At 71.6% G+C, this 23340-nt stretch carries 18 protein-coding genes; 5 read left to right on the forward strand and 13 right to left on the reverse strand.

What is annotated here, in order from left to right; translation table 11 throughout:
* Positions 1-60 precede the first annotated feature (60 nt).
* Positions 61-1074: an LLM class flavin-dependent oxidoreductase gene (locus tag ACNTMW_RS00175; RefSeq protein ID WP_426631216.1), complete on the reverse strand. Its 1014-nt coding sequence runs from the start codon at positions 1072-1074 to the stop codon at positions 61-63.
* Between the two features lie 139 nt (positions 1075-1213).
* Between ACNTMW_RS00175 and ACNTMW_RS00180 the strand changes: the two genes are divergently transcribed.
* Positions 1214-3013 (forward strand): DEAD/DEAH box helicase, encoded by a 1800-nt coding sequence (locus ACNTMW_RS00180; RefSeq protein ID WP_426631217.1) that lies wholly within the window; start codon positions 1214-1216, stop codon positions 3011-3013.
* Between the two features lie 79 nt (positions 3014-3092).
* Here ACNTMW_RS00180 and ACNTMW_RS00185 read toward each other — a convergent pair whose 3' ends face one another.
* A complete protein-coding gene (locus ACNTMW_RS00185) occupies positions 3093-3767 on the reverse strand; it encodes a hypothetical protein (RefSeq protein WP_426631218.1) in 675 nt (224 codons plus the stop codon).
* 127 nt (positions 3768-3894) lie between these two features.
* Between ACNTMW_RS00185 and ACNTMW_RS00190 the strand changes: the two genes are divergently transcribed.
* Entirely contained in the window at positions 3895-4239 is a 345-nt protein-coding gene (locus ACNTMW_RS00190) for a DUF1330 domain-containing protein (protein ID WP_426631219.1), read from the forward strand.
* Between the two features lie 64 nt (positions 4240-4303).
* On the opposite strand, the gene ACNTMW_RS00195 is transcribed toward ACNTMW_RS00190, so the two are convergent.
* The 4 genes from ACNTMW_RS00195 to ACNTMW_RS00210 form a co-directional block, all read right to left on the reverse strand.
* Complete coding sequence (locus ACNTMW_RS00195; protein WP_426631220.1) at positions 4304-7045, reverse strand: cellulose binding domain-containing protein; 2742 nt, start codon at positions 7043-7045, stop codon at positions 4304-4306.
* Positions 7046-7128: 83 nt separating this feature from the next.
* On the reverse strand, positions 7129-8784 hold the full coding sequence (locus ACNTMW_RS00200) for a cellulase family glycosylhydrolase (protein ID WP_426631221.1): 1656 nt from the start codon (positions 8782-8784) through the stop codon (positions 7129-7131).
* A gap of 160 nt (positions 8785-8944) precedes the next feature.
* Positions 8945-10072, reverse strand: a complete 1128-nt coding sequence (locus ACNTMW_RS00205; RefSeq protein ID WP_426631222.1) for a pectinesterase family protein — start codon at positions 10070-10072, stop codon at positions 8945-8947.
* Positions 10073-10333: 261 nt separating this feature from the next.
* The gene (locus tag ACNTMW_RS00210) at positions 10334-12121 is read right to left on the reverse strand and encodes a glycoside hydrolase family 6 protein (RefSeq protein WP_426631223.1); all 1788 of its coding nucleotides are present in this window, start codon (positions 12119-12121) and stop codon (positions 10334-10336) included.
* Between the two features lie 585 nt (positions 12122-12706).
* Between ACNTMW_RS00210 and ACNTMW_RS00215 the strand changes: the two genes are divergently transcribed.
* Positions 12707-13579, forward strand: a complete 873-nt coding sequence (locus tag ACNTMW_RS00215; protein WP_426631224.1) for a DUF6807 domain-containing protein — start codon at positions 12707-12709, stop codon at positions 13577-13579.
* 16 nt (positions 13580-13595) lie between these two features.
* On the opposite strand, the gene ACNTMW_RS00220 is transcribed toward ACNTMW_RS00215, so the two are convergent.
* From ACNTMW_RS00220 to ACNTMW_RS00240, 5 genes are read right to left on the reverse strand one after another with little or no spacing between them, the layout of a single operon-like run.
* Entirely contained in the window at positions 13596-14210 is a 615-nt protein-coding gene (locus ACNTMW_RS00220) for a hypothetical protein (RefSeq protein WP_426631225.1), read from the reverse strand.
* Between the two features lie 5 nt (positions 14211-14215).
* Positions 14216-15082 carry a carbohydrate ABC transporter permease gene (locus ACNTMW_RS00225; RefSeq protein ID WP_426631226.1) on the reverse strand — a complete coding sequence of 289 codons (867 nt, stop codon included), beginning with the start codon at positions 15080-15082 and terminating at the stop codon, positions 14216-14218.
* Positions 15079-16056, reverse strand: a complete 978-nt coding sequence (locus ACNTMW_RS00230; protein WP_426631227.1) for a carbohydrate ABC transporter permease — start codon at positions 16054-16056, stop codon at positions 15079-15081. The genes ACNTMW_RS00225 and ACNTMW_RS00230 overlap by 4 nt, the downstream gene beginning before the upstream one ends.
* Positions 16057-16078: 22 nt before the next feature.
* Positions 16079-17407 carry an ABC transporter substrate-binding protein gene (locus ACNTMW_RS00235; RefSeq protein ID WP_426631228.1) on the reverse strand — a complete coding sequence of 443 codons (1329 nt, stop codon included), beginning with the start codon at positions 17405-17407 and terminating at the stop codon, positions 16079-16081.
* A gap of 28 nt (positions 17408-17435) precedes the next feature.
* Positions 17436-18470, reverse strand: coding sequence for a LacI family DNA-binding transcriptional regulator (locus ACNTMW_RS00240; RefSeq protein WP_426631229.1), 1035 nt, complete (start codon positions 18468-18470; stop codon positions 17436-17438).
* A 216-nt stretch (positions 18471-18686) separates the two neighbouring features.
* Between ACNTMW_RS00240 and ACNTMW_RS00245 the strand changes: the two genes are divergently transcribed.
* Together ACNTMW_RS00245 and ACNTMW_RS00250 are read left to right on the forward strand one after the other, a co-directional pair.
* Positions 18687-19886, forward strand: coding sequence for a Gfo/Idh/MocA family protein (locus tag ACNTMW_RS00245; RefSeq protein WP_426631230.1), 1200 nt, complete (start codon positions 18687-18689; stop codon positions 19884-19886).
* 104 nt (positions 19887-19990) lie between these two features.
* Entirely contained in the window at positions 19991-21394 is a 1404-nt protein-coding gene (locus ACNTMW_RS00250; RefSeq protein ID WP_426631231.1) for a pectate lyase family protein, read from the forward strand.
* 61 nt (positions 21395-21455) lie between these two features.
* On the opposite strand, the gene ACNTMW_RS00255 is transcribed toward ACNTMW_RS00250, so the two are convergent.
* Complete coding sequence (locus tag ACNTMW_RS00255; RefSeq protein WP_426631232.1) at positions 21456-22496, reverse strand: LacI family DNA-binding transcriptional regulator; 1041 nt, start codon at positions 22494-22496, stop codon at positions 21456-21458.
* 143 nt (positions 22497-22639) lie between these two features.
* Entirely contained in the window at positions 22640-23332 is a 693-nt protein-coding gene (locus ACNTMW_RS00260; protein ID WP_483428536.1) for a lytic polysaccharide monooxygenase auxiliary activity family 9 protein, read from the reverse strand.
* Positions 23333-23340 lie beyond the last annotated feature (8 nt).

Below are 23340 nucleotides of genomic sequence, written 5' to 3' on the forward strand. Positions count from 1 at the left end.
GGTCACGGCGGGACCGGCGACCACGACATCCCCGGAGTTGTGACGATCAAGGGACGACGGTCAGGACGCGGCGCGGTGCAGGCCGCCGGCCACCTTCTCGGCGACCAGCTCGAACGACCGGACCCGGTCGGCGATGTCGTACACCAGGGTGGTGAGCATCAGCTCGTCGGCGCCGGTCCGGTCGAGCAGCTCGGTCAACTGCCGGCGGACCGTCTCCGGCGAGCCCATGGCCTGGCCGACCCGCCGCTCGCGGGCGAACTCCAGCTCCAGCTCGCTGTACGGGTACTCCGCCGCCTCTTCGGGGGTCGGCAGCGGCCCCGGCCGGCCCTGGCGCAGTCGCAGGAACGACAGTACGCCCGGCCACGACAGCTCCTCCGCCCGCTCGTCGGTGTCGGCGCAGATCGCGTTGACCGCCACCATGACGTACGGATTGTCCAGCCATTGGGAGGGCCGGAAGTTCTCGCGGTACAGCGCCAGCGCGGCGTCGGTGTTCGCGGCGCTGAAGTGGTGGGCGAACGAGAACGGCAGGCCGAGCAGCCCGGCGAGCTGGGCGCTGAAGCCGCTGGAGCCCAGCAGCCAGATCGCCGGCGACTCACCGCGACCCGGGGTCGCCGTGATCCGCAGGCGCTCGTCGCCGCGGAAGTAACCCATCAGCTGCTGGAGCTCCTGCGGGAAGTCCTCCGCCGACAGGCCCTCCATGGTCCGGCGCAGTGCGAGGGCGGTCATCTGGTCGGTGCCGGGCGCCCGCCCGATCCCCAGGTCGATCCGGCCCGGATGCAACGCCTCCAGGGTGCCGAACTGCTCGGCGACCACCAGCGGCGCATGGTTGGGCAGCATGACCCCGCCGGATCCCACACGGATCGTCGACGTGGCCGCGGCGAGGTGTGCGATCAGGACGGCCGGCGCGGAGCTGGCGATGCCGGGCATGTTGTGGTGCTCGGCCACCCAGAACCGGCGGTAGCCCAGTTGTTCGGTGCGGCGGGCCAGCTCGGTGGTGTGACGAAGGGCATTCCCGGCGGTGGCGCCGGCCGCCACCGGCGCGAGGTCGAGAACGGACAGGGGTACATTGATCACAAGATCTTCAACGGTGTCCGGCCGCGATTTCTTCCGCGGCCAACCGGGTCACTGGCCGGGCAGCAGCAACCGGGCGCCCGGAGTGGAAGTGTTGAAGGTGGGTGGGGCGCCCATCCGTCCCGGAACGAGGAGCCCGATCATGAACCCGCACGGAGCCACCGCCGAGCCCGAGACCGGTACGGCAGCCGAGCCCGCCGCCCGCGCGACCGCCGCGGGCACGGCCACCGCAGCCGCCGCGACCGTCGACCTCACGACCGACGGCGGGACCAGCTTCGCCGACCTCGCGCTGCGCCCCGAACTCCTGCGTGCACTCGCGGAGCTGGGCTACGAGGAGCCCACCCCGATCCAGCGGGAGGCCATCCCGGCCGTGCTGGAAGGCCGCGACCTGCTCGGTCAGGCCGCCACGGGTACCGGCAAGACCGCCGCGTTCGCGCTGCCGGTGCTGCAGCGGATGGAGCCGAACGGCGAGGGCACCAACCCCAAGGCGCTGATCCTGGTGCCGACGCGGGAGCTGGCGATGCAGGTCTCGGAGGCGATCCACCGCTACGGCCACGACCTGGGTACCCGCGTCCTGCCGATCTACGGCGGGCAGCCCATCGGCCGGCAGCTGCGCGAGCTCGACCGGGGCGTCGACGTGGTGGTCGCCACCCCCGGACGGGCCCTGGACCACATCAGTCGGCGGACCCTGCGCCTGGACGAGGTGGAGATGGTCGTCCTCGACGAGGCCGACGAGATGCTCGACATGGGGTTCGCCGAGGACATCGACGCGATCCTGCAGGACGCGCCGACCGAGCGGCAGACGCTGCTGTTCTCGGCCACGATGCCGCCGCGCATCGAGGGCATCGCCCGCCAGCACCTGCACGACCCGGTCCGGATCCAGATCGGCCGGGCGCCGACCGCGCCCGGCGAGACCCCGCGGGTACGCCAGGTCGCCTACACGGTTCCCCGGTCGCACAAGCCCGCCGCGCTCAGCCGGATCCTCGATGTGGAGGCGCCGGGGGCGGCCATCGTGTTCTGCCGTACCCGTGAGGAGGTCGACCACCTCACCGAGACGCTCAACGGGCGCGGGTACCGGGCCGAGGCGCTGCACGGCGGGATGGGCCAGGAACAGCGCGACCGGGTGATGGGGCGGCTGCGCAGCGGTACCGCCGACCTGCTCGTGGCCACCGACGTGGCGGCCCGCGGGCTCGACATCGAGCACCTCACCCACGTGGTCAACTACGACGTGCCGTCCGCGCCCGAGTCGTACGTCCACCGGGTCGGCCGGGTGGGCCGGGCCGGCCGCGAGGGCGTGGCGATCACCCTGGCCGAGCCGCGCGAGCACCGGATGCTGCAGACCATCGAGCGGGTCACCAAGCGCCGGATCCCGGTGGAGAAGGTGCCGACCATCGCCGACCTGAAGGCCCGGCGGCTGGAACTGACCCGCGCCGCGCTGGAGGAGAGCCTGCTCGGTGACGACCTGGAGCGCTTCCGCGTCGTGGTGGAGACCCTCACCGACCAGTTCGACGTGATGGACGTCGCGCTCGCCGCGGTGAAGCTCGCGCACGAGGCCGGCGGGGCCGCCGTCGACGAGGAGGAGATCCCCGAGGTCGTCCCCCGGCCAGCGCGCGAGGGCCGGGGCCGGGAAGCCGGCGGCCGGACCGGTGCCCGGGCCGGTGGCCGGCACGAGGAGCGGCGCGGCCGCGCCCCCTCGGCTGGGATGACGCGCCTGTTCGTCAGCGCCGGCCGCAGCGCCGGGATCCGCCCGCAGGACCTGGTCGGCGCGATCACCGGCGAGTCCGGCCTCACCGGCCGCGACATCGGGTCGATCGAGATCGCCGACCGGTTCTCGCTGGTCGAGGTGCCGGACGACGCCGCCAGCGACGTGATCGCCGCCCTGCGCGGCAGCACGATCAAGGGCCGGAAGGCGACCGTACGGCGGGAACGCGGCGACCGCTGACCACCCCCTCTCATGATCACGGAACTCTGCCCGTGCCCCCGCACGGACGAGGTCCCGCGATCATGAAGCGGCCTCCGGCTCAGCGCACCGGCGGCAGTCCGAGCGTCGCCAGCGCGGTCGTCCAGTCCGTCGCGATCGCCTTCTGCGCGGCGACAAGGGTGACCTTGTGCGCGCAGACCGCCCGGTTCAGCGCGTTCTCGACCGGGTCCTTGCTGTTGGCGGCCCCGTCCGGCGGGTGGTCGTTGAATTCGGGCCACAGGTTGCCGATGTCGTTGCTCCCGCCCAACTCCAGGCTGACCAGGTGGTCGAACTCGTAGTCGGACGGCGGCCGGGAGTCGTGGTAGGCCGCCATGGCCTTCCGCTTGTACGCGCCGGTGTCCGACGACGGCGGCCGGATGGTCTGGGTGTAGCCCGGCCGGCAGATCGTCGACGCCAGGTTGTCCTGGGTCACGGCGGTGCTGACCACGCCGGGCGTGCAGACCGGGTCGGGCAGCGGCTGCCCGTTACCGGCCGTGCGCTGGTGGCAGTCCGCGGGCACCTGGCCGGTGACGCGGCCGGTGACCGGGGTCGCCCGCAGCGCCCCCGGCGCCGGAGCCGGGGCGCCGGCCCCGGGGGCGGGCGGCGGAGCGCCCCGCGGTGCGCCGCGGGAGTGGGTGAGCTGGATGACCGCGACCACGGCGACCAGCACGACGAGGGCCACGGCGAAGCCGGCCAGCAGCAGGCTACCGCTCCGTCCGGCGCGCGCTCCCCTCATGGTTTCCGACTGTAGGCCGCGGCCGGGCGCCCGCCCATTACCCGGGAGGTAATCGACGCGCGTCGGGGGTAGCGGCAGACTCGGTCCCGCCACATCGACCGGCCAGTCCCGCCGTACCGGAGGAACCATGCCCGCCTACGCCATCGCGCACCTGCGCAATCCCCGGCCGCACCCGGAGATCGTCGAGTACCTGGAGCGGATCCAGGCCACCCTGAACCCGTACCGCGGCCGGTTCCTCGTGCACGGGGCAGGAGTGGAGGTCCTGGAGGGCGACTGGCCGGGGACGATCGTCATCATCGAGTTCCCCGGCATGGCGGAGGCCCGGTCGTGGTACGAGTCCCCGGGGTACCAGGAGATCCTGCCGCTGCGGACGCGCAACATCGACGGGGAGGCGATCCTCGTCGAGGGCGTCGAGTCCGGGTACGACCCGGCCGTGCGGGCCGCGACCATGCGCGAGCAGCTCGGCGCGTAACCGACCGTGCCCGGCCCGGTCATCGCGGGAGCCGCGGTGACCGGGCCGGCCGCGCGTCGACCGGTCACTCGACCGCGCAGGACGCGCCGTTGAGGGTGTACCCGGACGGACGGGCGTTCGCCGCCGTCTTGCTGGCGTTGAACCCGAAGCTGACCGAGCCGCCGGCGGGGATGGCGGCGTTGTAGTCGGCGTTGCGGACGGTCACGTTGGCACCCGTCTGGGTGTACGCGCCGTTCCACAGTTGGGTGATCTGCTGACCGCTCGGGAACGCCCACCCCAGCGACCAGCCGTTGACGCCCTGCGCGCCCTTGTTCGTGATGCGCACGTCGGCCTGGAAGCCGTTGGACCACTCGTTGACCACGCTGTACCGGACCGAGCATCCGCCGGTCGCCGGCGGCGTGGTCGGCGGAGTCGTCGGCGGCCTGGTCGTGGGCGGAGCCGTCGTGGGCGGTGCCGTGGTCGGCGGCGCCGTCGTGGGCGGCGGAGTCGTGGGCGGCGGAGTCGTGGGCGGGGTCGTGGACCCGCCCAGCCGGTCGGCGTACAGCACGCCCCGGCCGTTGGTACCGAGGTAGACCCGGCCGTACACCCGCGGGTCCCCGGTGATCGCCTCCCCGGCGTTGCCGTACTGGTGCTGGGAGTCGTTGATGCGCACCCAGCCGGTGCCGGCGTTGTCGGACCGGAACACGCCGGTGACCCCGTCCACGGTTCCGACGAGGTACAGCGCCTGGTAGCTCTGACCGGGCGCCGCCTTGCCGAAGCCGATGTTGATCGCCGAGCCGACGCTCGACACCTTGGTGAACGTGGCGCCGGAGTCGGTGGAGTGCAGCAGGCCGTTCGCGCCGCCGGCGAGCCAGATGTCGCCCTCCCGGCCCGGCACCGCCCCGAACCTGGGCGTACCGGTGGGCAGGCCGGTCGCGGCGGTCGCGGTGAACGTCGCCCCGCCGTCGGTGCTGCGGTAGAACCTCCCGCCCGAGACGCCGTAGAACTTCTTCGGGTTGACCCGGTCGGACTCGACGCGGGCCTCGTTCGGGATGCCGGTCGAGGTGGCCCACGAGGTGCCGAACCCGACGGAGTACGACACGGCGGCGCCCTTGGGTGCCCACACGAAACGGCTGCCGTCGGCCGCGGCGGCGACCGTGCCCCCGCCGGTGACGCCACCGGGCTCCGTACCCTGGAACCAGTTCGCGCCGCCGTCGGTGGAGAACGCGACCCGGTTGTCGTTCGGCCGCGCGGACTTGTCGAGGTCACCGACGCGCACCAGGTACGACGGGTTGGTCTCGGCGTAGTCCAGGCTGGTCGTGCTGGTGAAGACCGGCGAGGTGAACATCATCGCCGGCACCTTCGTCAGGTCGGTGTGGCGGAAGCCGCCGATGTCGCCGAGCGCGCTGATCAGCGGCGCCCCGGTCGGCGGGCTGATCAGGTCGAGGACGGCCGTCTCCTCCAGCCCTGCCACCATCGGCCTGATGGTGATCTGACCGCCGGAGTCCCACTTGGTGAGGTCGGTGGTGCCGTAGATCGTGGCGCCGGTGCCGTACATCATCCGGTCGGAGTTGAACGGGTCGATCTCCAACGACTCGGTCATCCATCCGAGCTTCGGCGCGGTCTCCGGCGGCGACGGGTTGGCGCCGAAGGTCAGCCACGGCGCCGACGAGATGTCCTGGGTGTACCGGTTGGACCGGTTGGGATAGCCGGTGAAGTCCCAGATCCGGGTCCAGGTGGCGCCGCCGTCGGTGGTGCGGAAGATGATGATGTCGGGCCACCAGGAGACCTGGGTGGCGACCATCAGCGTGTTCGGGTGCTGGCGGTCGATCGTCAGACCGCTGTACCCGAAGTAGTCGTCGGAACTGGTCGACGGGATGGGGCTGATCCGGGTCCACGCCCCGGTCGTGGTGCTGTACTTCCACACGTCGCCCTTGCCGCCGTCGTACGGGCCGCCGGTGTCGCTGGTCGCGATGTACAGGTAGTGGTTGACCGGGTCGAGCACGCCCTTGTGGGCGAGGTACCCGGTCGGCGCGCCGGGGATCGCCTGCCAGGTGGCGCCGCCGTCGGTACTGCGGTAGACGGTGTTGTTCTTGTCCGCCACACCGACGTAGATGCCCTTGGTGGCGGTCCCCGCGGTGCCCGTCGACTTGTCGAACGCCACCCAGACGACGCCCTGGTTGTCGGCGGTGTACTCGTTGGCCGGGTCCTGCACGTAGTTGCCGGGGTTGGGGAAGTTGGTCACCTGCGCCCAGGTGACGCCGTAGTCGGTGCTGCGCCACAGCCCCTTGCCACTGGGCGCACCGAAGTACAGCACGCTGTTGCGGTTCGGGTCGATGGCGAGCCGTTCACCCATCCCCCGGCCGGGCATGTTGCCGCCGAGCTTGAACGGCAGCGGGGTGGCCTGCCAGGTGGCGCCCTGGTCGGTCGAGCGCAGGATGGCACCGTTGTTGGGGTCCCACGAGTTCGTGTACATGCCGGCGGCCACGTACACCCGGTTGGGGTCGACCGGGTCGGTGGCGAGGCTGGCCACTCCGTTCCAGCCCCAGTTGTCCTGGCCGACCCAGTCCAGCAGCGGGATCCACCGGCCGGTGGCCGGGTTCCACCGGTAGGCGCCGCCGATGTCGGTACGCGCGTAGACGAGGTCCTTCTTGCTCTGGTTGAAGATGATCCCCGGCACGAAGCCACCACCGGCGATCTCGGCGTTGCGCCACGAGTACGGTTCGGCCGCCGCGGCGGTGGCCGGGCCGGTGGCGGTGTGCGTGACCACGGCCATCACCCCCGCGACCAGTGTGGTCGCGAGAACGGCCGCCAGTCGGTTGCGCATGTGCGCCTCCTTTGGGGACGGGTGCCGGCCGGCCACCGGCCGCGTACGCAGCGGCCGGCCGGCCGGTCGGGGGGTGCGGCGTGTCAGCCGCAGGCGGTGCCGTTCAGCGCGACGGCGCTGGGCGGCGGGCTCGACGGCCCGTTGGCGGTGAACCCGATCGACACGGAAGCGCCGGCGGCGAGCGACGGGCTCCAACTGGGCGCGGCGGCGGTGATGGTGGTCCCGCTCTGGGTGACGGTCGCGTTCCAGCCGCTGCCGAGGGTCACGCCGGCCGGTACGGTCCAGGTGACCCGCCAGGGGTTCACCGTCCCGGTACCGGTGTTCTTCACCGTGACGGTCGCCTGGTAGCCGCCCTGCCAGGAGTTGTCGATCTTCACAGTCGCCGTGCAGCCGCCGCTCGGGGTACCGCCGGTCGGGGTGGCTGTCGGGGTGCCGGTCGGCGGCGTGGTCGGCCCGCCGCTGCCGCCCACCGGCGGGATCAGGTACGGCTGGAGGATCGACTGCTTGGCCTGGTTGACGGTCTTCCAGTCGTCGCCGACGATGCCGCCGGTGTCACCGGAGTTGGGGTTCCACGACCAGTACGTGAAGTCCATCCCGCTGGTGCCGGTGCCGGTGTACTTCATCAGCTCCTGCAGCCACACCTTGTCCTTCGGGTCGGCCAGGGTGGTGCCGAACTCGCCGAGGAGGACCGGGGCGATGTTCTGCTTGTCCAGGTAACCGAACTGCTGGTCCCAGATGGCCGGCAGGTTCGCCGGGAACGAGGGGTCGTCGAACCAGGGCTGGTGGTACACCGACAGGCCGTACTCGTGGGCGGAGTAGACCAGCTTTCCGGTCTTGTTCAGGCGGACCGGGTACTGCCCCGCCCGCGACAGGTTGCCGCCCCACCAGCCACAGTGCTCGGTGTCCGGCACGTTGTCCCAGGTGTTGGGGTTGCCGCCGCTGGCACAGGTCACGCCCTCGACGACGATCAGCCAGTCCGGGTTGGCCGACAGGATCGCGTTGCCGGCGCGCTCGGCCGCCAGCCGCCAGTCCCGCGCCTGGTCGCCGCAGCCCCAGCAGGCCCCGGTCGCGCTCGGGTCGGTGCCGTCGGCGTGCGGCTCGTTGTGCAGGTCCGCGCCGATGACCGTGGTGTTGCCCTTGTAGTGCTGCGCCAGCATCTGCCAGTCGCTGATCCAGGTGCTCTCGGGTGTGGACGAGGTGTACCACAACGCGGTCTGCCCGGCGCTGGTCGGCCGGTGCCGGTCGAGCAGGACCCGCATGCCCTTGCTGCCGGCGTACCCGACCACCTTGTCCAGGATCTGTAGCGGTGACAGTCCGACCAGGTCGGGGTTGGAGACCGCGTCCACACTGGTCGCCGTGGCGCCGGGCTTGAGCGCGTCGTTGGAGAACGGCACCCGCAGGGTGTTGTAGCCGAGGCTGGCCATCTGGTCGAGCATGTCCTTGTACCCGCGCGACCAGAGGCCGTGGAAGGTCTTGTTGTCGGTCTCCATTCCGAACCAGTTGATGCCGGTCAACCGGACCGGGTTGCCGGCGGCGTCGACGAGTTGGGATCCACGGGCGCTGAGGTAGCCGGTACCGGTGCCACCGGTGGCCGCCGCGGCGACGCCGGTGGCACCGGCGGTCTGGCCCGCCGCCACGCCACTGGACAGGCCGACGGTGGCGACGGCGGCCGCCACCAGGGCCGCGGCGGTGACCGCGCCGCCGATGCGTGCGGCGATACCGCGTTGACTGCTGTTCATGGGCTCTCCCGGGGGGAGGTGGGGTGTCGGCCTCGCGGACGGCCTGGGCGGACCGTCCGACGAGCGCTCCTGGGAGCGCTCCCAGGACCTGCACATGGTATCGATTAATTACGATGGAAGGAATACGGCTTCTCCGACGGACCCGGAACTCCCCGGGCGGTCACCCCTCCCGGTCGGGCCGCCAGCCGTCCGCGCCGACCAGGTACGCCCGCGGGGTGTACGCCCGGGCCTGTTCCCCGGTCAGCCGGGGGCGCTGCGGACCGGCCGCGGCGCCGGGACCGACGGTGCGGTACTCGGAGAACCGGGCGTCCCGCCACGAGTAGCCGGACATGTCGGTCCACGGCTCGTCCTTGACGTGTGCGCCGAGCCAACTGTCCCGGAACACCACCTGACCGATCGCGTGCGGATCCCCACTCGGGTGCCACGGCCGCCCCAGGTACACGGTCTTCGCCGGCGCGTCCCCGGTCAGGGCACAGTGGACGAACAGGAACCCGTACGGGTTGGTGTCGGTGGTACTGGCGGCCGTGACGTACCCGTTGTTGGTGTCCGAACCCCGGTCGAGCGACCGGATCTCGCAGCGGTCGAAGACGGCGGTACCGCGACCGAAGATGAAATCGACGTCGCCCTCCACGTAGCACCCGCGGAAGTAGGCCCGCGCCGGGGTGGCGACGTCGGGACTGTTGACGTAGAGGGTGTCCTGATTGCCGAGGAACCGGACACGGTCGAAGAACAGCCGGTCGGCCCGGGTCAGCACCGCGACGGCCTGCCGATTGGTGATCTCCGGGTGCGCGGCCTCGTCGAAGGAGTTGGCGAAGGTGAGGTTGCGGGCGGTGAAGTCGCGCCCGTCGATCGTCACCGACGCGCTGCCGGACGTGCCGTACGTGCCACCGCCGGGCTTCGGCGTACCCGACGCGCGGTCGTCGGTGATGACGACGTCGGACGGGCCGCTCCCCTGCCCGCGCAGGGTCAGGTACGGCTTGTCGGCCGGGACCGATACCGGCCCACGGTAGACACCGGGGGCGATCCGGATGGTGACACGCCCCGGATTTCCGGTGGGCACGGCGTCGATCGCGGCCTGCACGGTGACATAGTCGCCGGTACCGTCGCCCGCCACCGTCACCTCGACGCCGGCACCGGCCGGACGGTCGGCCTCCGGACGCGTGGCGCCGGCCGTGCGGCCGGCACCCGACGGTGTGACGCCGGCCGCCGCGGTACCCGCCGGCAGGACGAGCGTCGTGGCGACGGCCGCCGCGACGGCGGCGACGGCGAGGCGTACCGATCGGTTCATGGCTGCTCCTCCCGAAGGAAAGCGCTTGCCTAGAACATAGGTGCGCGTCTATTGCTCGTCAACCTGGCGCCACCCTGGTCATCTCCCGTGATCGTGAAGCCGTCGTGGGCCAACGGCCGGGAACCCGTCACGATCACGCAGGCGCGTGGCGTCGGCGCGGCGGTCGCACCCGGTCCGCCGGACAGGGGCGGGCCCGGTCGTGACCGGGGATGAACGGTCACGACCGGGCCCGCAGAGGGAGGAAGGACGATCCGCTACCCGCTACAGCGCCGGGTACGCGTTGCGCATGAGCTCCTGGAACTGGGCGGAGAACCAGTCGCCGGACAGCGGCGCGTTGGGCAGGGCACCACTCGGGCTGTTGCCGTTGCGGGCGTTGCCCGTGTAGGCCGGGTCGCACATCTGGTCGAAGCCCTTGCCCTGATCGTTCGGGATCGCCTTGCTGGCACCGTCGGACTCGCCCGGCGGCTTGATCCAGACGTAGGCGTCGATCCCGGCGGCCGGAGCGGCCTTCGGACGCTCGCCGAGGCCCGCACCGCTCTGGTTGCACCAGTTGCCGGCGTGGATCCGGCGGTCGATGCGCGACTGGTTGACGAAGTCGTCCACGTTGGTCGCCGTACTGGGACCCTTGGGCCGGTTCGCACCGCCCCACCCGTTACGGGAGGTGTCGATCAGCATGCCGATGTTGGAGTTGAAGCCCACCGAGACCAGCTTCTGCCGGAACGCCTGGGCGAACGACAGCTCGTCGACGTACTGGTTCCAGTCGACCCACTTGGACTGGCGCACCGAGGTGCCGCCCACCGTGGTGTTGATGGTGAAGTACGGCTCGGTCAGCGCCGAGTAGTTCGCCGTGTCGGTGATGAAGCCGTCCACGGTGCTGACCCCACCGGTGGCCGACTTGGCCACGGTGGCGAACAGGTCGGCCGACGGCCCGAAGTTGGTGTCCCAGCCGAGCCAGCCGTGGTGGCCGGCGTCGATGTAGTTGTAGACGTTCGAGATCGCGTGGAACTTGCCCAGCGCGTACGCGATGCCCTTCTGGTAGTTGCCGTTCTGCGACATCGTCTGGCACATCGTGGTCGCACCGGCGCCGCTGACGTTGGTCACCAGGTTCGGCAGCGAGTCGATCTCGATGATGTTGACGATGCGCAGGTTGCGGTACTTGGAGTCGGCCTGGATCGCCGCGATCGGGTCGATGTACTCGGTCTGGTAGCGGCCGATCTCGGTCGGGCCCAGCTCGCCGTTGGACGCCAGCGCGGAGCAGTCACGGCCGGGCAGGTCGTAGATGACGAACTGGATGTAGCCCGCCCCCTGGGCCAGCGCGGCGTCGAGGTGCGCCCGTACGCCCATGCCGCCGTTGACGCCGTTGATCGCCGCGATCCGGTCCAGCCAGACGCCGGTCGGGTTGTTGGAGACCCGGCTACCACCCGGCTCGGCGTCGGCCTTGGCCTTCCACTCCGGGTTCACGTAGCCCTTGGCGCCCACGTACGGGTTGTCCACGTGGGTACCGCCACCGGGCGGCGGGCTGGTGGGAGGCTGCGTCGTCGGCGGCGTGGTCGTCGGCGGCGGGCTCGTCGGCGGCCGGGTGGTCGTCGGCGGCGCGCTCGTCGGCGGTGTGGTGCCGCCGTTGCAGGTGGTGCCGTTGAGCTTGAAGGTCGTCGGGGTGGTGTTGGTTCCCGAGTACGAGGCCTGGAAGCCGGGGGTCACCGTGGCGTTGGTGCCGAGGCTGCCGTTCCAGGCCGCGTTCTTGAGCGTGACATGCTGGCCACTCTGGGTGTACGTGCTGTTCCAGCTCGATGTGATCTGCTGGTTGCCGGCGTAGTCCCACTCCAGCGTCCAGCTGCTGAGGGGGTCGCCCAGGTTGGTGATGGCGACGTCCGCGGTGAAGCCGTTGCTCCACTGGTTGGCGGTGTACTTGACCGTACAACCGGCGGCGGCGTTCGCGCGGGTGGCGGCGACGGTGACCAGGCCGAGCCCGGCGAGCACCGCACCGGTTGCGGCCAGACCCCGCACGGCACGGGATCGTCGACCGCCGGGCAAGAGGCTCAATCTCATGGAGGGGCACTCCTTGGGATGCGTGCGTCCCCGCTGACGAGCGGTTGGCATGGGGTGTGGGTGAGCGGAGCGCCTCGCCGACACAACCGGCGAGGAGAGGGTGGAGCATCGGTGGGGCGTGGTGGGACATCGGAACGGCTCGCCGGTCGGCGAGCTGGGGCATTCGAACGGCTCCCCGACCGGCGAGGTGTGAACGACGGGGCGAGCTGGCGGGCGGGCGTTCCAGGTACCACGGTCCGGCTGGCCTCGGCGCGTTGGTGGCCTGAAATGTCCGGGCTCACCCCGCCGTTCACATCGATGGCCATCGTGGCATGGAAACGCTCCCAAAGTAAAGTGGGCGAGCAGATTAGCTGGTCGTGCACGTGGCGAGCAGCCACATCGGCCCGCCGGATGGAACGCTTCGCGATCAACTGGGCGGCGCGACAGTGCCGGCCGCCGCGGTGCGCCGGCGCCGACCACCCGGACGCCACCTCACCGCGCGACGATGGCGCCGCGGACCGCTTGACAATTCGGAAACCGCTTGCCACCGTCGGTCCACCCCATTCGGATGTCCACAGTCAACAGTCAAGCGACACGGGAGCCGGCGTGAACATCGCGGAGCCGATCGTCACCCTGCGGGTCCACGACCGGGAGGTCGCCCACTACGTGACCCACCCGGTACTGGCCGACACGCTGTCACCGCGCCCCTTCCTGCACCCGGTACGGACCCTCGGCGGAACCCCGGTCACCGACGCGCTGCCGGAAGACCACCGCTGGCACCTCGGCGCCGGACTTGCGGTACCGGACGTGGCCGGCAGCAACCTGTGGGGCGGCCGGACGTACCTGCGCGACCTCGGCTACACCTGGCGCGCCGACCACGGCCGCATCGTCCACCTGGACTGGGACTCGCGCGACGGCGGCGGCTTCGCCCACCGTCTCGGGTGGTACGCGGCCGGCGGCCGCCTGCTGCTCACCGAGGAGCGCACGGTCACCGCCCGGGTGGTACCCGGTTCGGAGGACGCGTGGCTGCTCTCGTTCAGCACCGAGCTGACCAACCCGACCCACCAGACGGTCGCGCTCGGCAGCCCGGCGACCAACGGCCGACCCGGCGGCGCCGGCTACGGCGGGTTCTTCTGGCGCGCCGTGGCGGACGCCCCGCCGCGGGTGTTCACCGCCACCGCGTCCGGTGAGGACCGGGTCAACGGCTCGGACGCGCCGTGGCTGGCCCTCACCGCCCGGGTACCCGCGGACGTCGACCCCGGCACCGGCCGGTACACGCTCGTCTTCACCGGCCTGTCCGGCGCCGACCGCTGGTTCGTCCGGTCAGCCGGGTACCCGGGCGTGTGCGCGGCGCTGGCCTTCACCGACCCGCTGCCGCTCGAGCCGGGCGCGACGCTGCGCCGCCGGTACCGGGTCGTGGTCGCCGACGGTACGCGCGACGAGCACGACGTGGCGGCCCTGGTCACGGCCCTGGACTGAGCCGGCCGGCACGGCGTCAGGCCAGGCGGCGGGCCACCACGTGCAGGCCGAACAGCCCGAATCCCACGACGAGCGGGGTGGTCGCCGGCAGCAGCCAGGCCAGCAGCGCGGCCAGCGCCACGGTCCCGGCGGCCGCCGCGGGCGCCGCCGGGCGGGCGGCCGTCGTCGCGACCGCCCCGCGCAGCGCCGCCCACCAGCCCCGGCACCTCGTCCGCCCCACCGCCACCACGGTCAGCGCGGCGACACCGACCCCGGCCGCCGCGGCGAGGGCCGTGGCCACCAGGACCGGCGCTCCCCCGGGCACCCGGCCGGTCCGGACCGCCGCCACGTCGAGGGCGACCAGCAGGGCGGCCACCGCGGCGACACCGCACGCGGCGACACCGGGAAGCAGGGCACGCACGAACCAGCCGCCGGCCTGCCGCGCGGTCGGCAGCCGGTCCCGGTCGAGCCGGTACGCCAGTGCGGCCGAGCCGGCCGCCACCGCCGCGGGTGCCGTCAGCACCGGCAGCGCCGCGACCGTCACGGCGAACCCGACGAGCGCAACGTCGGTGGCGTCACGCAGGTGGTCCCGCCAGTCGGGGCGCGGTACCGGACCGGGTACCGCGCCCACTCCGCCCACCGGACCGGGCACCCTGCTCACCCCTTCAGCCCGCTAGTGTTGATCCCCTCGACCAGCATCTTCTGGAACGCGAGGAAGAACAGGAACACCGGCAGCAGCGACAGTGCCGACATCGCGAACATCGGCCCGATCGCGTTCTGCCCGCCGGAGTCCATGAACGTCCGCAGCCCGATCGGCACGGTGTAGCTGGCCGAGTCGTTGATGTACACCAGCTGGGTGAAGAAGTCGTTCCAGGTCCAGATGAACGAGAAGATCGCCGTCGTCACGATGGCCGGCCGGCTCAGCGGCGCGATGACGTGCCGGAACACCCCGTACGGACCGCAACCGTCCATCGTGGCCGCCTCGTCGAGTTCGGCCGGGATGCCGCGCATGAACTGCACCATGAGGAAGATGAAGAACGCCTCGGTGGCGAGCAGCTTCGGCACGATCAGCGGCAGTGGGGTGCCGATCCAGCCGAGCTTCTGGAACAGCACGTAGTGCGGGATCACCAGCACGTGCCCGGGCAGCAGCAGGGTACCGATCATCAAGGCGAACCACAGCCGCCGCAGCCGGAACCGCAGCCGGGCGAACGCGTACGCGGTCACCAGGCACGAGGCGCAGTTGGCCAGCACGGTCGCGAGCGCCAGCAGCGTGCTGTTGACGAAGAACCGGCCGAACGTGACGTCGGGCAGGGCCGACCAGCCGTCGGGGTAGTTGGCCCAGGTGACGTGCGCGGGCAGGATGGAGAGGTTGTTGTTGACCTCCGCGGGTGACTTCAGCGACGTACCCACCATCCAGACCACCGGGTACAGCACGGCCGCGAGCAGCGCCAGCAACGCCAGCAGGCGCAGCGCGCCGCGCAGCCGCGCGGGAGCGGGCACGGCCCGCGCGTGGACGACGGTCACCGTCGGTCACCTCCGTCGCCGTAGTGCACCCACATCCGGCCGGTGCTGAACAGCACCGCCGTGACCAGTCCGATCGTGGCCAGGAAGACCCAGGCCATCGCCGAGGCGTAACCCATCTCGAAGTCGCCGAACCCACGCAGGTACAGGTTCACCGTGTACATCAGCAGCGAGTCCGCCGGACCGCCGGTGCCGTTGCTGAGCACGAAGGCGCCGGTGAACCCCTGGAACCCGTGGATGGTCTCCAGGACCAGGTTGAAGAAGATCACCGGGGACAGCATCGGCAGCGTGATCCGCAGGAACGTCCGGTACGGGCCGGCGCCGTCGACCGCCGCCGCCTCGTACAGTTCGGCCGGGATCTGCTTGAGCCCGGCCAGGAAGATCACCATCGGCGCGCCGAACTGCCACATGCCCAGCAGGATCAGCGTGCCGAGGGCGAAGTCGGGATCGTTGACCCACGGCCTGCCCGTGATACCGACCAACCGCAGCAGCGCGTTGACCGAACCGTCCCGGCTGAACATGGCCTGCCAGATGATGGCCAGCCCGACGCTGCCGCCGAGCAGCGACGGCAGGTAGAAAAGCGCGCGGAACACGCCGACACCCCGCCGCGCCCGGGCCAGCAGCAGTGCCACCCCGAGCGCCGCAGCGAGCTTGAGCGGCACCGCGACCAGCGCGAACACGACGGTGACCCGGACCGAGTGCCAGTAGTGCGGGTCGCGGGTGAACATCCGGACGTAGTTGTCCAGGCCGACCCAGTCGTGCTCCGGCGAGAGCACGTCGTAGTTGGTGAAGCTCAGGTACAGCGAGTACAGCATCGGGATCGCCGTGATGGTCATCAGGCCGACCAGGAACGGCGACAGAAACACGTATCCGGCGACACCTTCGCGCCGTCGGGCCGGTACGGCCCCCCGCGTGGCGGGAGGCCGTACCGAGCCTCGGGCGTCGGTGCCGGTAGCCGGTGCCGTGGTGGTTGCCACGTCCGGGCTCCTCTCGACGCGGTCAGCCCTTGAGGGCTTCGGCGGCCTGGCTGACGAACTGCTCGGCGGCCTGTTGCGGGGTGGCCTTGCCGTACTGCACCGCCTCCGCCGATCCGACCAGCTGGGTCTTGATCTTCGAGTGACCCTTCGGCGGCGGCGTGGGCGCCGGGCCGAACTTCGGCGTGAGCTCGTCCTCGAGCGCGACCGTGGCCTGCATCTCCGGAGCCAGGGTGCCGGCCAGTCCGCGACGGATGTCGAGGTTGGAGTACAGGCCCCGGTCGGTACCCAGAATCTTGGCCGCCTCCGGGTCGTTGACCAGGAAGTTGATGACGTTGGCGACCTCCTTGGGGTGCTTGGTGCCGCGGAAGCCCGACCAGTACATCGACGCCCGCGCCCACTGTCCCTTCGGGTCACCCGGGTAGGCCATCAGGCCGAGCTTGTTCTGCGTGCCCTTCTGCAGCTCCGGCATCTGGTTGGACCACATGAACGAGGTCGCGCCGGTCCTGGTGACGACCAGCTGCTTGGTGACGCTGCCGTCGTTGGCGGTGTGGATGATGTCCGCGGGCGGGGCCGCACCGCGCTTGCGGGCGTCGGCCCACAGCTCGAACCACCGGGTGACGTCGGCGGCGGTGAAGCCGAGCTTGTCGTTGTCGTAGAACTCCTTGCCCTGCTGGCGCAGCCACACCCACAGCGCCTTGTAGTCGGCGCTCGGGTCCATCGTGCCCCAGGTCCTGCCGCCGCTCCTGGCGGTCACCTGCTCGCCCCAGGAGATGAGCTCCTCCCACGTCATGCCGGTCTTGGGCTCCGGCAGGCCGAGGCTTTCGGCGACGGTCTTGTCGTAGTACATCGCCGGCGTGTTCTCGGCCGCCGCGATGCCGGCCGTCTTGCCCTTGACCACGCCGTAGTCGACGAGGCTCTTGGGGAACTTGCTGACGTCGATGGTCTTGTTCTTCACGTACGACGACAGGTCGAGCGTGATGCCGCGGCTGGCGTACTCGGTGATGGCGTTGTCGTCGATCTGGAAGATGTCCGGCCCGCCACTGCCGCCGGCGACCCGGGTCGACAGCTTCTCGAAGTAGCCGGCGTTGCCCTGCCACTCCTTCTTGAACGTCACGTTGGGGTGCTTGCTGGTGTACAGGTCGAGGGCCTGCTCGGTGACCTTGGCCCGCTCGGGGCCGCCCCACCAGAACACGGACAGCTCGACCTTCTGGTCGCTCTTGGCGGAGCCGGAGCCGCCGCCGCAGGCGCCGACGGCGGCCAGGGGCAGGGCGAGGGCCGCGACGGCTAAGCCGCGCAGCAGGCGGGACCGCCGTCGCGGCGGTTCGGGTACGTGCGGGGATCGGATGTTCACGAAGGTCCTCCTGTGCTCCAGGAGTCGCCTACGAGGCGACGGTGCGGGGTGAGGGGTGGTGCGCGGAAACGCCGGGTGCCGGAACGTGGGGCCCCCGACCGGTCGACTGGCGCACGACGAGGGTGGTGTGGAGGACCACCTGGGCCGTCGTGGCCATCGGGTCATCGAGATTGAGCAGCATGTCCACGGCCGTCCGGCCGGCCGCGACGGTGGGGTTGGCGACCGTGGTGAGTTTCGGACTGGTGCACCGGCTGGGCCCGATGTCGTCCACACCGACGATGCTGATGTCCTCCGGCACCCGGAGGCCGAGCTTGGTCAGGCCGTCCAGCAGGCCGATGGCCATCAGGTCGTTGTAGGCGAGGACCGCCGTGGCGCCGGCGGCGGCGACCTGGCCCGCCGCCCGCTCCCCCGACTCCTGGGTCGGCCGGTACGGGCCGAGCAGGGTGAGCTTCACGCCGGCGGCGCGGGCCGCCGCCGTGGCTGAGCGCCGGATCTCGCGGTTGGTCCACGACCGCCGTGGGCCGCCGAGCATCGCGAGGTCCCGGTGTCCCAGGCAGGTGAGGTGCTCGACGGCGAGCCGGGCGCCGTGTCCGACGTCCATGACGACCGTCGCCAGGCCCTCCAGCCGGCGGTTTATCACCACCAGCGGTACCAGCTGGCTGAGCCGCTGGATCTGGTCGTTGGTCATCCGGGGACTGCACAGCAGGATCCCGTCGACCTGCTTGGCCAGGGTCCGGACCAGTTCCTCCTCGACCGCCGGGTCCTCGTCGGTGTCGGCGACGAAGACGTGGTAGTCGCGGGTACCGGCCTGCCGGGCCGCCGCCTTGATCAGCGGCGGGAAGAACGGGTTGGCCAGGTCCGCCACGATCAGCCCGAGGTTCTGGGTGCGCCCGGTGATGAGCGACCGGGCCGCGCGGTCCGGCCGGTACCCCATCCGCTCGGCGACCGCGAGCACCCGGGCCCGCGTCTCCTCGCGCACCAGGTGCGGTGCGGTGAAGGTGCGCGAAACCGTCGAAATGTGTACACCCGACGCCTTGGCGACGTCCCGGATGGTTACTGGCATCGCTCCCACGACCCGTCTGTCGCCGCCGGCTGTCCGATGGACGCCCATTAATACAAACGCTTGTCCATGTGTCAATGTCCCGCTGGCCGGAAATTCGCCATAGGAAAGCGCATACCCGCGGCCTTCGCGTGACCGGATCGTGACGTTGACGGGAACCGATCGACGGGCGGATAGTCGGGCCGGCAAACGTTTGCCAGCGGAGAGGCGGGGTGTGCGATGACACCGGCGCGGGTGGCGCTGATCGGCGTACACGGGCACGGCGTGGCCCATCTGCGCACGCTCGAGGCGCTGCGGACGGCCGGCGTGGCCCGGACGGTGGCGCTCTGCGACGTACGCCCGATCCCCGCCGACCAGGTACCGGCGGACGCCGTCGGCTACACCGACCACCGCGAGATGCTCGCCGGCGCGCGCCCCGACGTGACGATCGTCTGCACTCCGCCGCACACGCACCTGCCGATCGCGCTGGACGCTGCCCGCGCCGGCAGTGACCTGCTGCTGGAGAAGCCGCCCGTGGTCGCGCTGGCCGAGCAGCGGGTACTGGCGCAGGCCCTGGCCGCGACCGGTCGCCGCTGCCAGGTCGGGTTCCAGAGCCTCGGCTCCGGCGCCCTGGCGGCGCTGCTGGACGCTGTCGCCGCCGGCGGGCTGGGCACGTTGACCCGGATCACCGCGACCGCCGCCTGGATCCGCGACGACGCGTACTACGCCCGGGCGCGCTGGGCCGGCCACCGCCACCTGGACGGCCGTGTCGTCGCCGACGGGGCGCTGACCAACCCGTTCGCGCACGCCGTCATGAACTGCCTCGCGGTGGCCGCGGCGGCCGACCCGGGAACCACTCCGGTACGGGTGGAGACCGAACTGTACCGCTGCCGGCCGATCGCGACCGACGACACGTCCTGCCTGCGGGTGACCACGTCCCGGGGCCCCGGGTTCCTGGTTGCCGTGACGCTGTGCGCGGAGAAGTTCGCCCCGCCCCGCGTGGTCGTGACCGGCACCCGGGGCCGGGCGGTCCTCGACTACGCCGACGACCGGCTGTGGCTGCCCGGCGACGTCGACCCGCGCCCGGTGCCCGACCGGGTACCGCTGCTGGCCAACCTCGTCGCCCACCGGGCGGACCCGGCGGGGGTACCGCTGCTGGCGCCACTGGCACGGGTGGCGCCGTTCACCGCCGTCCTGGAGGCGGTGCTGCGCTCACCCGACCCCGTCGCGGTGGACGAGGCGTACCTGCGCGCGGTACCGGAGGGCGGCTCCCGCCGGGTCGTACTCAGCGGCGTCAACGACGCCGTCGAGGCGGCCGGACGGACCGGCGCCACCTTCTCCGAACTCGGGGCGGCGTGGGCGGTCGCCGGCCCGCACGCCGCCCCGGTCGATCCCACCGCCACGGAACAGCCGGTCGACCCTGCCGCCGCAGGGCATTGATGCTCATCTTGACATGACGGGCGCCGGTGCTATGGTCACGACGGAAAGCGCTTTCCACAGCACCGGGCAGCCCGCTCCCCCGCACGTTCCCGGTAGGAGTACCGATGCGCCTCGCCCTCACAGGTGCCCTCGTCGCCAGCGTCGTGGCCGCCGCCCCGCTCACCGCCGCCACCCCGACCTCGGCCGGGGCGCCATCATCCACATCAGACGCCGCTGCCACGGCGCTCGCCCGTCTCCTGCCGGCCGCCGCCGGACGGAGCGCCGTCGGCGGGTGGGCGACCACCGCCGACGGCTGGGCGGCCGAGTCCGGTGGCACCAGCGGCGGCGCGAGCGCGGGCCCCGACCAGATCTCCGTGGTGCGCGACCGGGCCGGACTGGTCCGGGCGCTGGGCGGCGACAACGCCACCAACGGCGCGAACGCGACCCCGAAGATCATCGTCGTGGCGGGCACCATCGACGGCAACGTCGATGACGCCGGCCGGACGCTGACCTGCGCCGACTACGCCGACCCTGCCTACAGCCTGCCGGCCTACCTCACCGCGTACGACCCCGCTACGTGGGGCACCAGCGCGGTTCCGGCCGGCCCGCTGGAGGACGCCCGGGTCCGGTCGGCCGGCAACCAGGGCCGGCGGGTGAAGATCACCGTCGGGTCGAACACGACGATCGTCGGGGTCGGCCCGCACGCCCGGATCCTCGGCGCGAACCTGGTCCTGGACAAGGTCGACAACGTCGTCATCCGCAACCTGACCTTCGAGGACGCGCACGACTGCTTCCCGTCCTGGGACCCGACCGACGGCGCCACCGGCAACTGGAACTCGCTGTACGACAACGTCAGCCTCACCGGCGCGACACACGTGTGGATCGACCACAACACCTTCACCGACGGCGCCAACCCGGACAGCGGCCAGCCGCTGCACTTCGGCCGCCCGTACCAGGTACACGACGGCGAACTGGACATCACCAAAGCGTCGGACCTGGTCACCGTGTCGTACAACCACCTGCGCGACCATGACAAGACGATGCTGATCGGCTCGTCGGACAAGCCCGGCAACGACGTGGGCCGGCTGCGCGTCACCATCCACCACAACCGGTTCACCGACCTCGGCCAGCGGGCACCGCGCGTGCGCTACGGTCAGGTGCACGTCTACGACAACCTCTACGAGGTGCCGTCCGGCGCGGACTACGGGTACTCGTGGGGCGTTGGCGTCCAGTCGCACATCTACGCCGAGAACAACTACTTCCAGCTCGCCGCGGACGTCGCACCCGACCGGCTGGTCAAGGACTGGGGCGGCACGGCCCTCTTCGAAACCGGAACGGTCGTCCGCACCGGCCGCGGTCACCCCACCCCGATGAGCCTGCGGGACGCCTACAACGCCACCCACGACCCGGACCTCGCGGGCGACGCCGGCTGGACCCCGACCCAGCCCGGCCCGGTCGAGCCCGCCGTCGCGGCCGCCGAGCGGGTCCGCGGGTCGGCCGGCGCCCGGCCGCTGGGCGGGGACCACTGACCGTGCCGGACGGCCGCCGATCGGCGGGGACAGCCCGGTCCTGACCAATGGGAATGGACGGTCAGGACCGGGGCGGGCCGCAACTGTCGCGCCACACCAGCGACGCCGGCGCCATCTCGACGGTGGTCTTGCCCTCGTCGTCGAGGGCCAGCGTCATCGCCCGCTCCCCCATCTCCACCAGCGGTAGCCGGATGGTGGTGAGCGCGGGCCACACGTCGCGGGCCACCGGCATGTCGTCGAACCCGACGACCGACAGGTCCTCGGGCACCCGTACCCCGCGTTGGCGCAGGGTCGCGAGCGCCCCGACGGCCATCGCGTCGTTGAGTGCCACCACGGCGGTCAACGACGGTTCGGCGTCGAGCAGGTCCGCCGCGGCCGCCGCACCGCCGTCGCGGGTGAAGTCCGCGTACCGGATGCGCCGCGCCGGCATGCTGCGCCCATGGTCGCGGGCGGCGCGGCGCAGCCCGGCCAGCCGGTCGGACGTCGTGGTCAGCACCCGCGGGCCGGCGATCACCCCGATCCGGTGATGGCCCAGCCCGTAGAGCGCGTCGCCGAGCAGGTGCGCACCGGCCTCGTTGGCCGGCAGCACCGCGCTGCCGACCAGCTTGTGCCGGCCGATGACGCTCACCCGACCGCCACCCTCGACGTACGCCCGCAGCCGGGCGTTGAGGTCGTTGGTGAACGCGGCGTCGTGGTAACCCGAGCCGGCCAGGACGAGCGCGTTGACCTGCTGGGCGCGTAGCAGTTCCACGTACGCCAGCTCCCGCTCCGGATCGCGGTAGCTGTTGCAGATGACCAGGAGCTGGTCGCGGGCGGTGGCGACCCGTTGCAGACCACGGGTCAGCTCGGCGAAGTACGGGTCGGAGACGTCGTGGACGATGACACCGACCGCCGACCGTTGGGACCGGGCGAGATTCTGGGCGTGGACGTTGGGCACGTACCGCAGATCGGCGACCGCCCGCAGCACCCGCACGCGCAGGTCCTCGTTGACCGGCTTGCTGCTGCCGTTGATCACGCGGGATGCGGTCGCGGGTGAGACGCCGGCCCGCCGGGCCACGTCGGCCAGCGTGACCGTGGCCGGGTTGCCCTGCCGCGCAGCCATGCCTTCCTCCGCATCAGCGAGCACGCGTCCGCCGCGCTCGACCGCACCAGTGTAGGTGCATCGGCGGAGACATGTCCCTCCCATGATCGTGAGGGGTTTGTGGGGTCAACTACCACAAACCCCTCACGATCAGGAGGGAGTCGTCAGGAGAAGGTCACGTCACTGCAGAAGTAGTAGGACTGGTCCATGTGGCTGGCCTGCCAGATCGTGTACACGATGTGGCGGCCGGTACGCCCCGCCGCGTTGGCCGGGATCGAGATGGTCACCCCGTTGGCGCCCTGCTGCCACTGCGCGGCGGGCGTGTTGCCGATCTGGTTGACCAGCTCCAGGTCACTCCAGCGCAGGGGCTGGGTCAGCGGGTTGAAGCCCTGCTTGGTGACGTAGACCCGGATGTAGTCGGCCCCGTGCCTGGCCTGGTCGAACACGGTCACGGCGAAGTTGCGGCTCTTCGGGGCGGCCTGCCAGTTGCCGACCGCGTCCATCGCGGCGTAGCGGCCGCCCTGCGTGCGGCCGGCGCTGCAGAGCTGACCGTCGGGGATGGCGGCCTGGTGGTTGCCCTTGACGTTCTCGCGGTACAGCCCGTTCCAGTTCCACATCGCGTTCGGGTCGGCCTGCCAGGCCTGCCAGCACATCGGGTCCTGGGTGGCCATCGACGGGTCCTGGAACTTGCTGCCCCAGCGCTGCCAGCAACCGTAGTTGCGCGACGGTGGGTCGGTGGCCGAGCCGTGGGCGAAGGCGGCGTCGGTTACGGCGGTCGCGAGGAGCACCATCGCGGCGACCGCGACGGTCAGCGCGCGGCGCACCAGCGGGCGGTGACGTGACGCGGGAGAGGACATGACACCTC

It is taken from the genome of Planosporangium spinosum, assembly GCF_049999945.1.
Taxonomy (GTDB): domain Bacteria; phylum Actinomycetota; class Actinomycetes; order Mycobacteriales; family Micromonosporaceae; genus Planosporangium; species Planosporangium spinosum.

Excerpts from the sequence above, each read along its gene's own strand:
- ACNTMW_RS00180 (WP_426631217.1), top strand. The coding sequence starts at position 1,214 with ATGAACCCGCACGGAGCCACCGCCGAGCCCGAGACCGGTACGGCAGCC.
- ACNTMW_RS00185 (WP_426631218.1), bottom strand. The coding sequence starts at position 3,767 with ATGAGGGGAGCGCGCGCCGGACGGAGCGGTAGCCTGCTGCTGGCCGGC.
- ACNTMW_RS00190 (WP_426631219.1), top strand. The coding sequence starts at position 3,895 with ATGCCCGCCTACGCCATCGCGCACCTGCGCAATCCCCGGCCGCACCCG.
- ACNTMW_RS00195 (WP_426631220.1), bottom strand. The coding sequence starts at position 7,045 with ATGCGCAACCGACTGGCGGCCGTTCTCGCGACCACACTGGTCGCGGGG.
- ACNTMW_RS00200 (WP_426631221.1), bottom strand. The coding sequence starts at position 8,784 with ATGAACAGCAGTCAACGCGGTATCGCCGCACGCATCGGCGGCGCGGTC.
- ACNTMW_RS00205 (WP_426631222.1), bottom strand. The coding sequence starts at position 10,072 with ATGAACCGATCGGTACGCCTCGCCGTCGCCGCCGTCGCGGCGGCCGTC.
- ACNTMW_RS00210 (WP_426631223.1), bottom strand. The coding sequence starts at position 12,121 with ATGAGATTGAGCCTCTTGCCCGGCGGTCGACGATCCCGTGCCGTGCGG.
- ACNTMW_RS00240 (WP_426631229.1), bottom strand. The coding sequence starts at position 18,470 with ATGCCAGTAACCATCCGGGACGTCGCCAAGGCGTCGGGTGTACACATT.
- ACNTMW_RS00245 (WP_426631230.1), top strand. The coding sequence starts at position 18,687 with ATGACACCGGCGCGGGTGGCGCTGATCGGCGTACACGGGCACGGCGTG.
- ACNTMW_RS00250 (WP_426631231.1), top strand. The coding sequence starts at position 19,991 with ATGCGCCTCGCCCTCACAGGTGCCCTCGTCGCCAGCGTCGTGGCCGCC.
- ACNTMW_RS00255 (WP_426631232.1), bottom strand. The coding sequence starts at position 22,496 with ATGGCTGCGCGGCAGGGCAACCCGGCCACGGTCACGCTGGCCGACGTG.
- ACNTMW_RS00260 (WP_483428536.1), bottom strand. The coding sequence starts at position 23,332 with ATGTCCTCTCCCGCGTCACGTCACCGCCCGCTGGTGCGCCGCGCGCTG.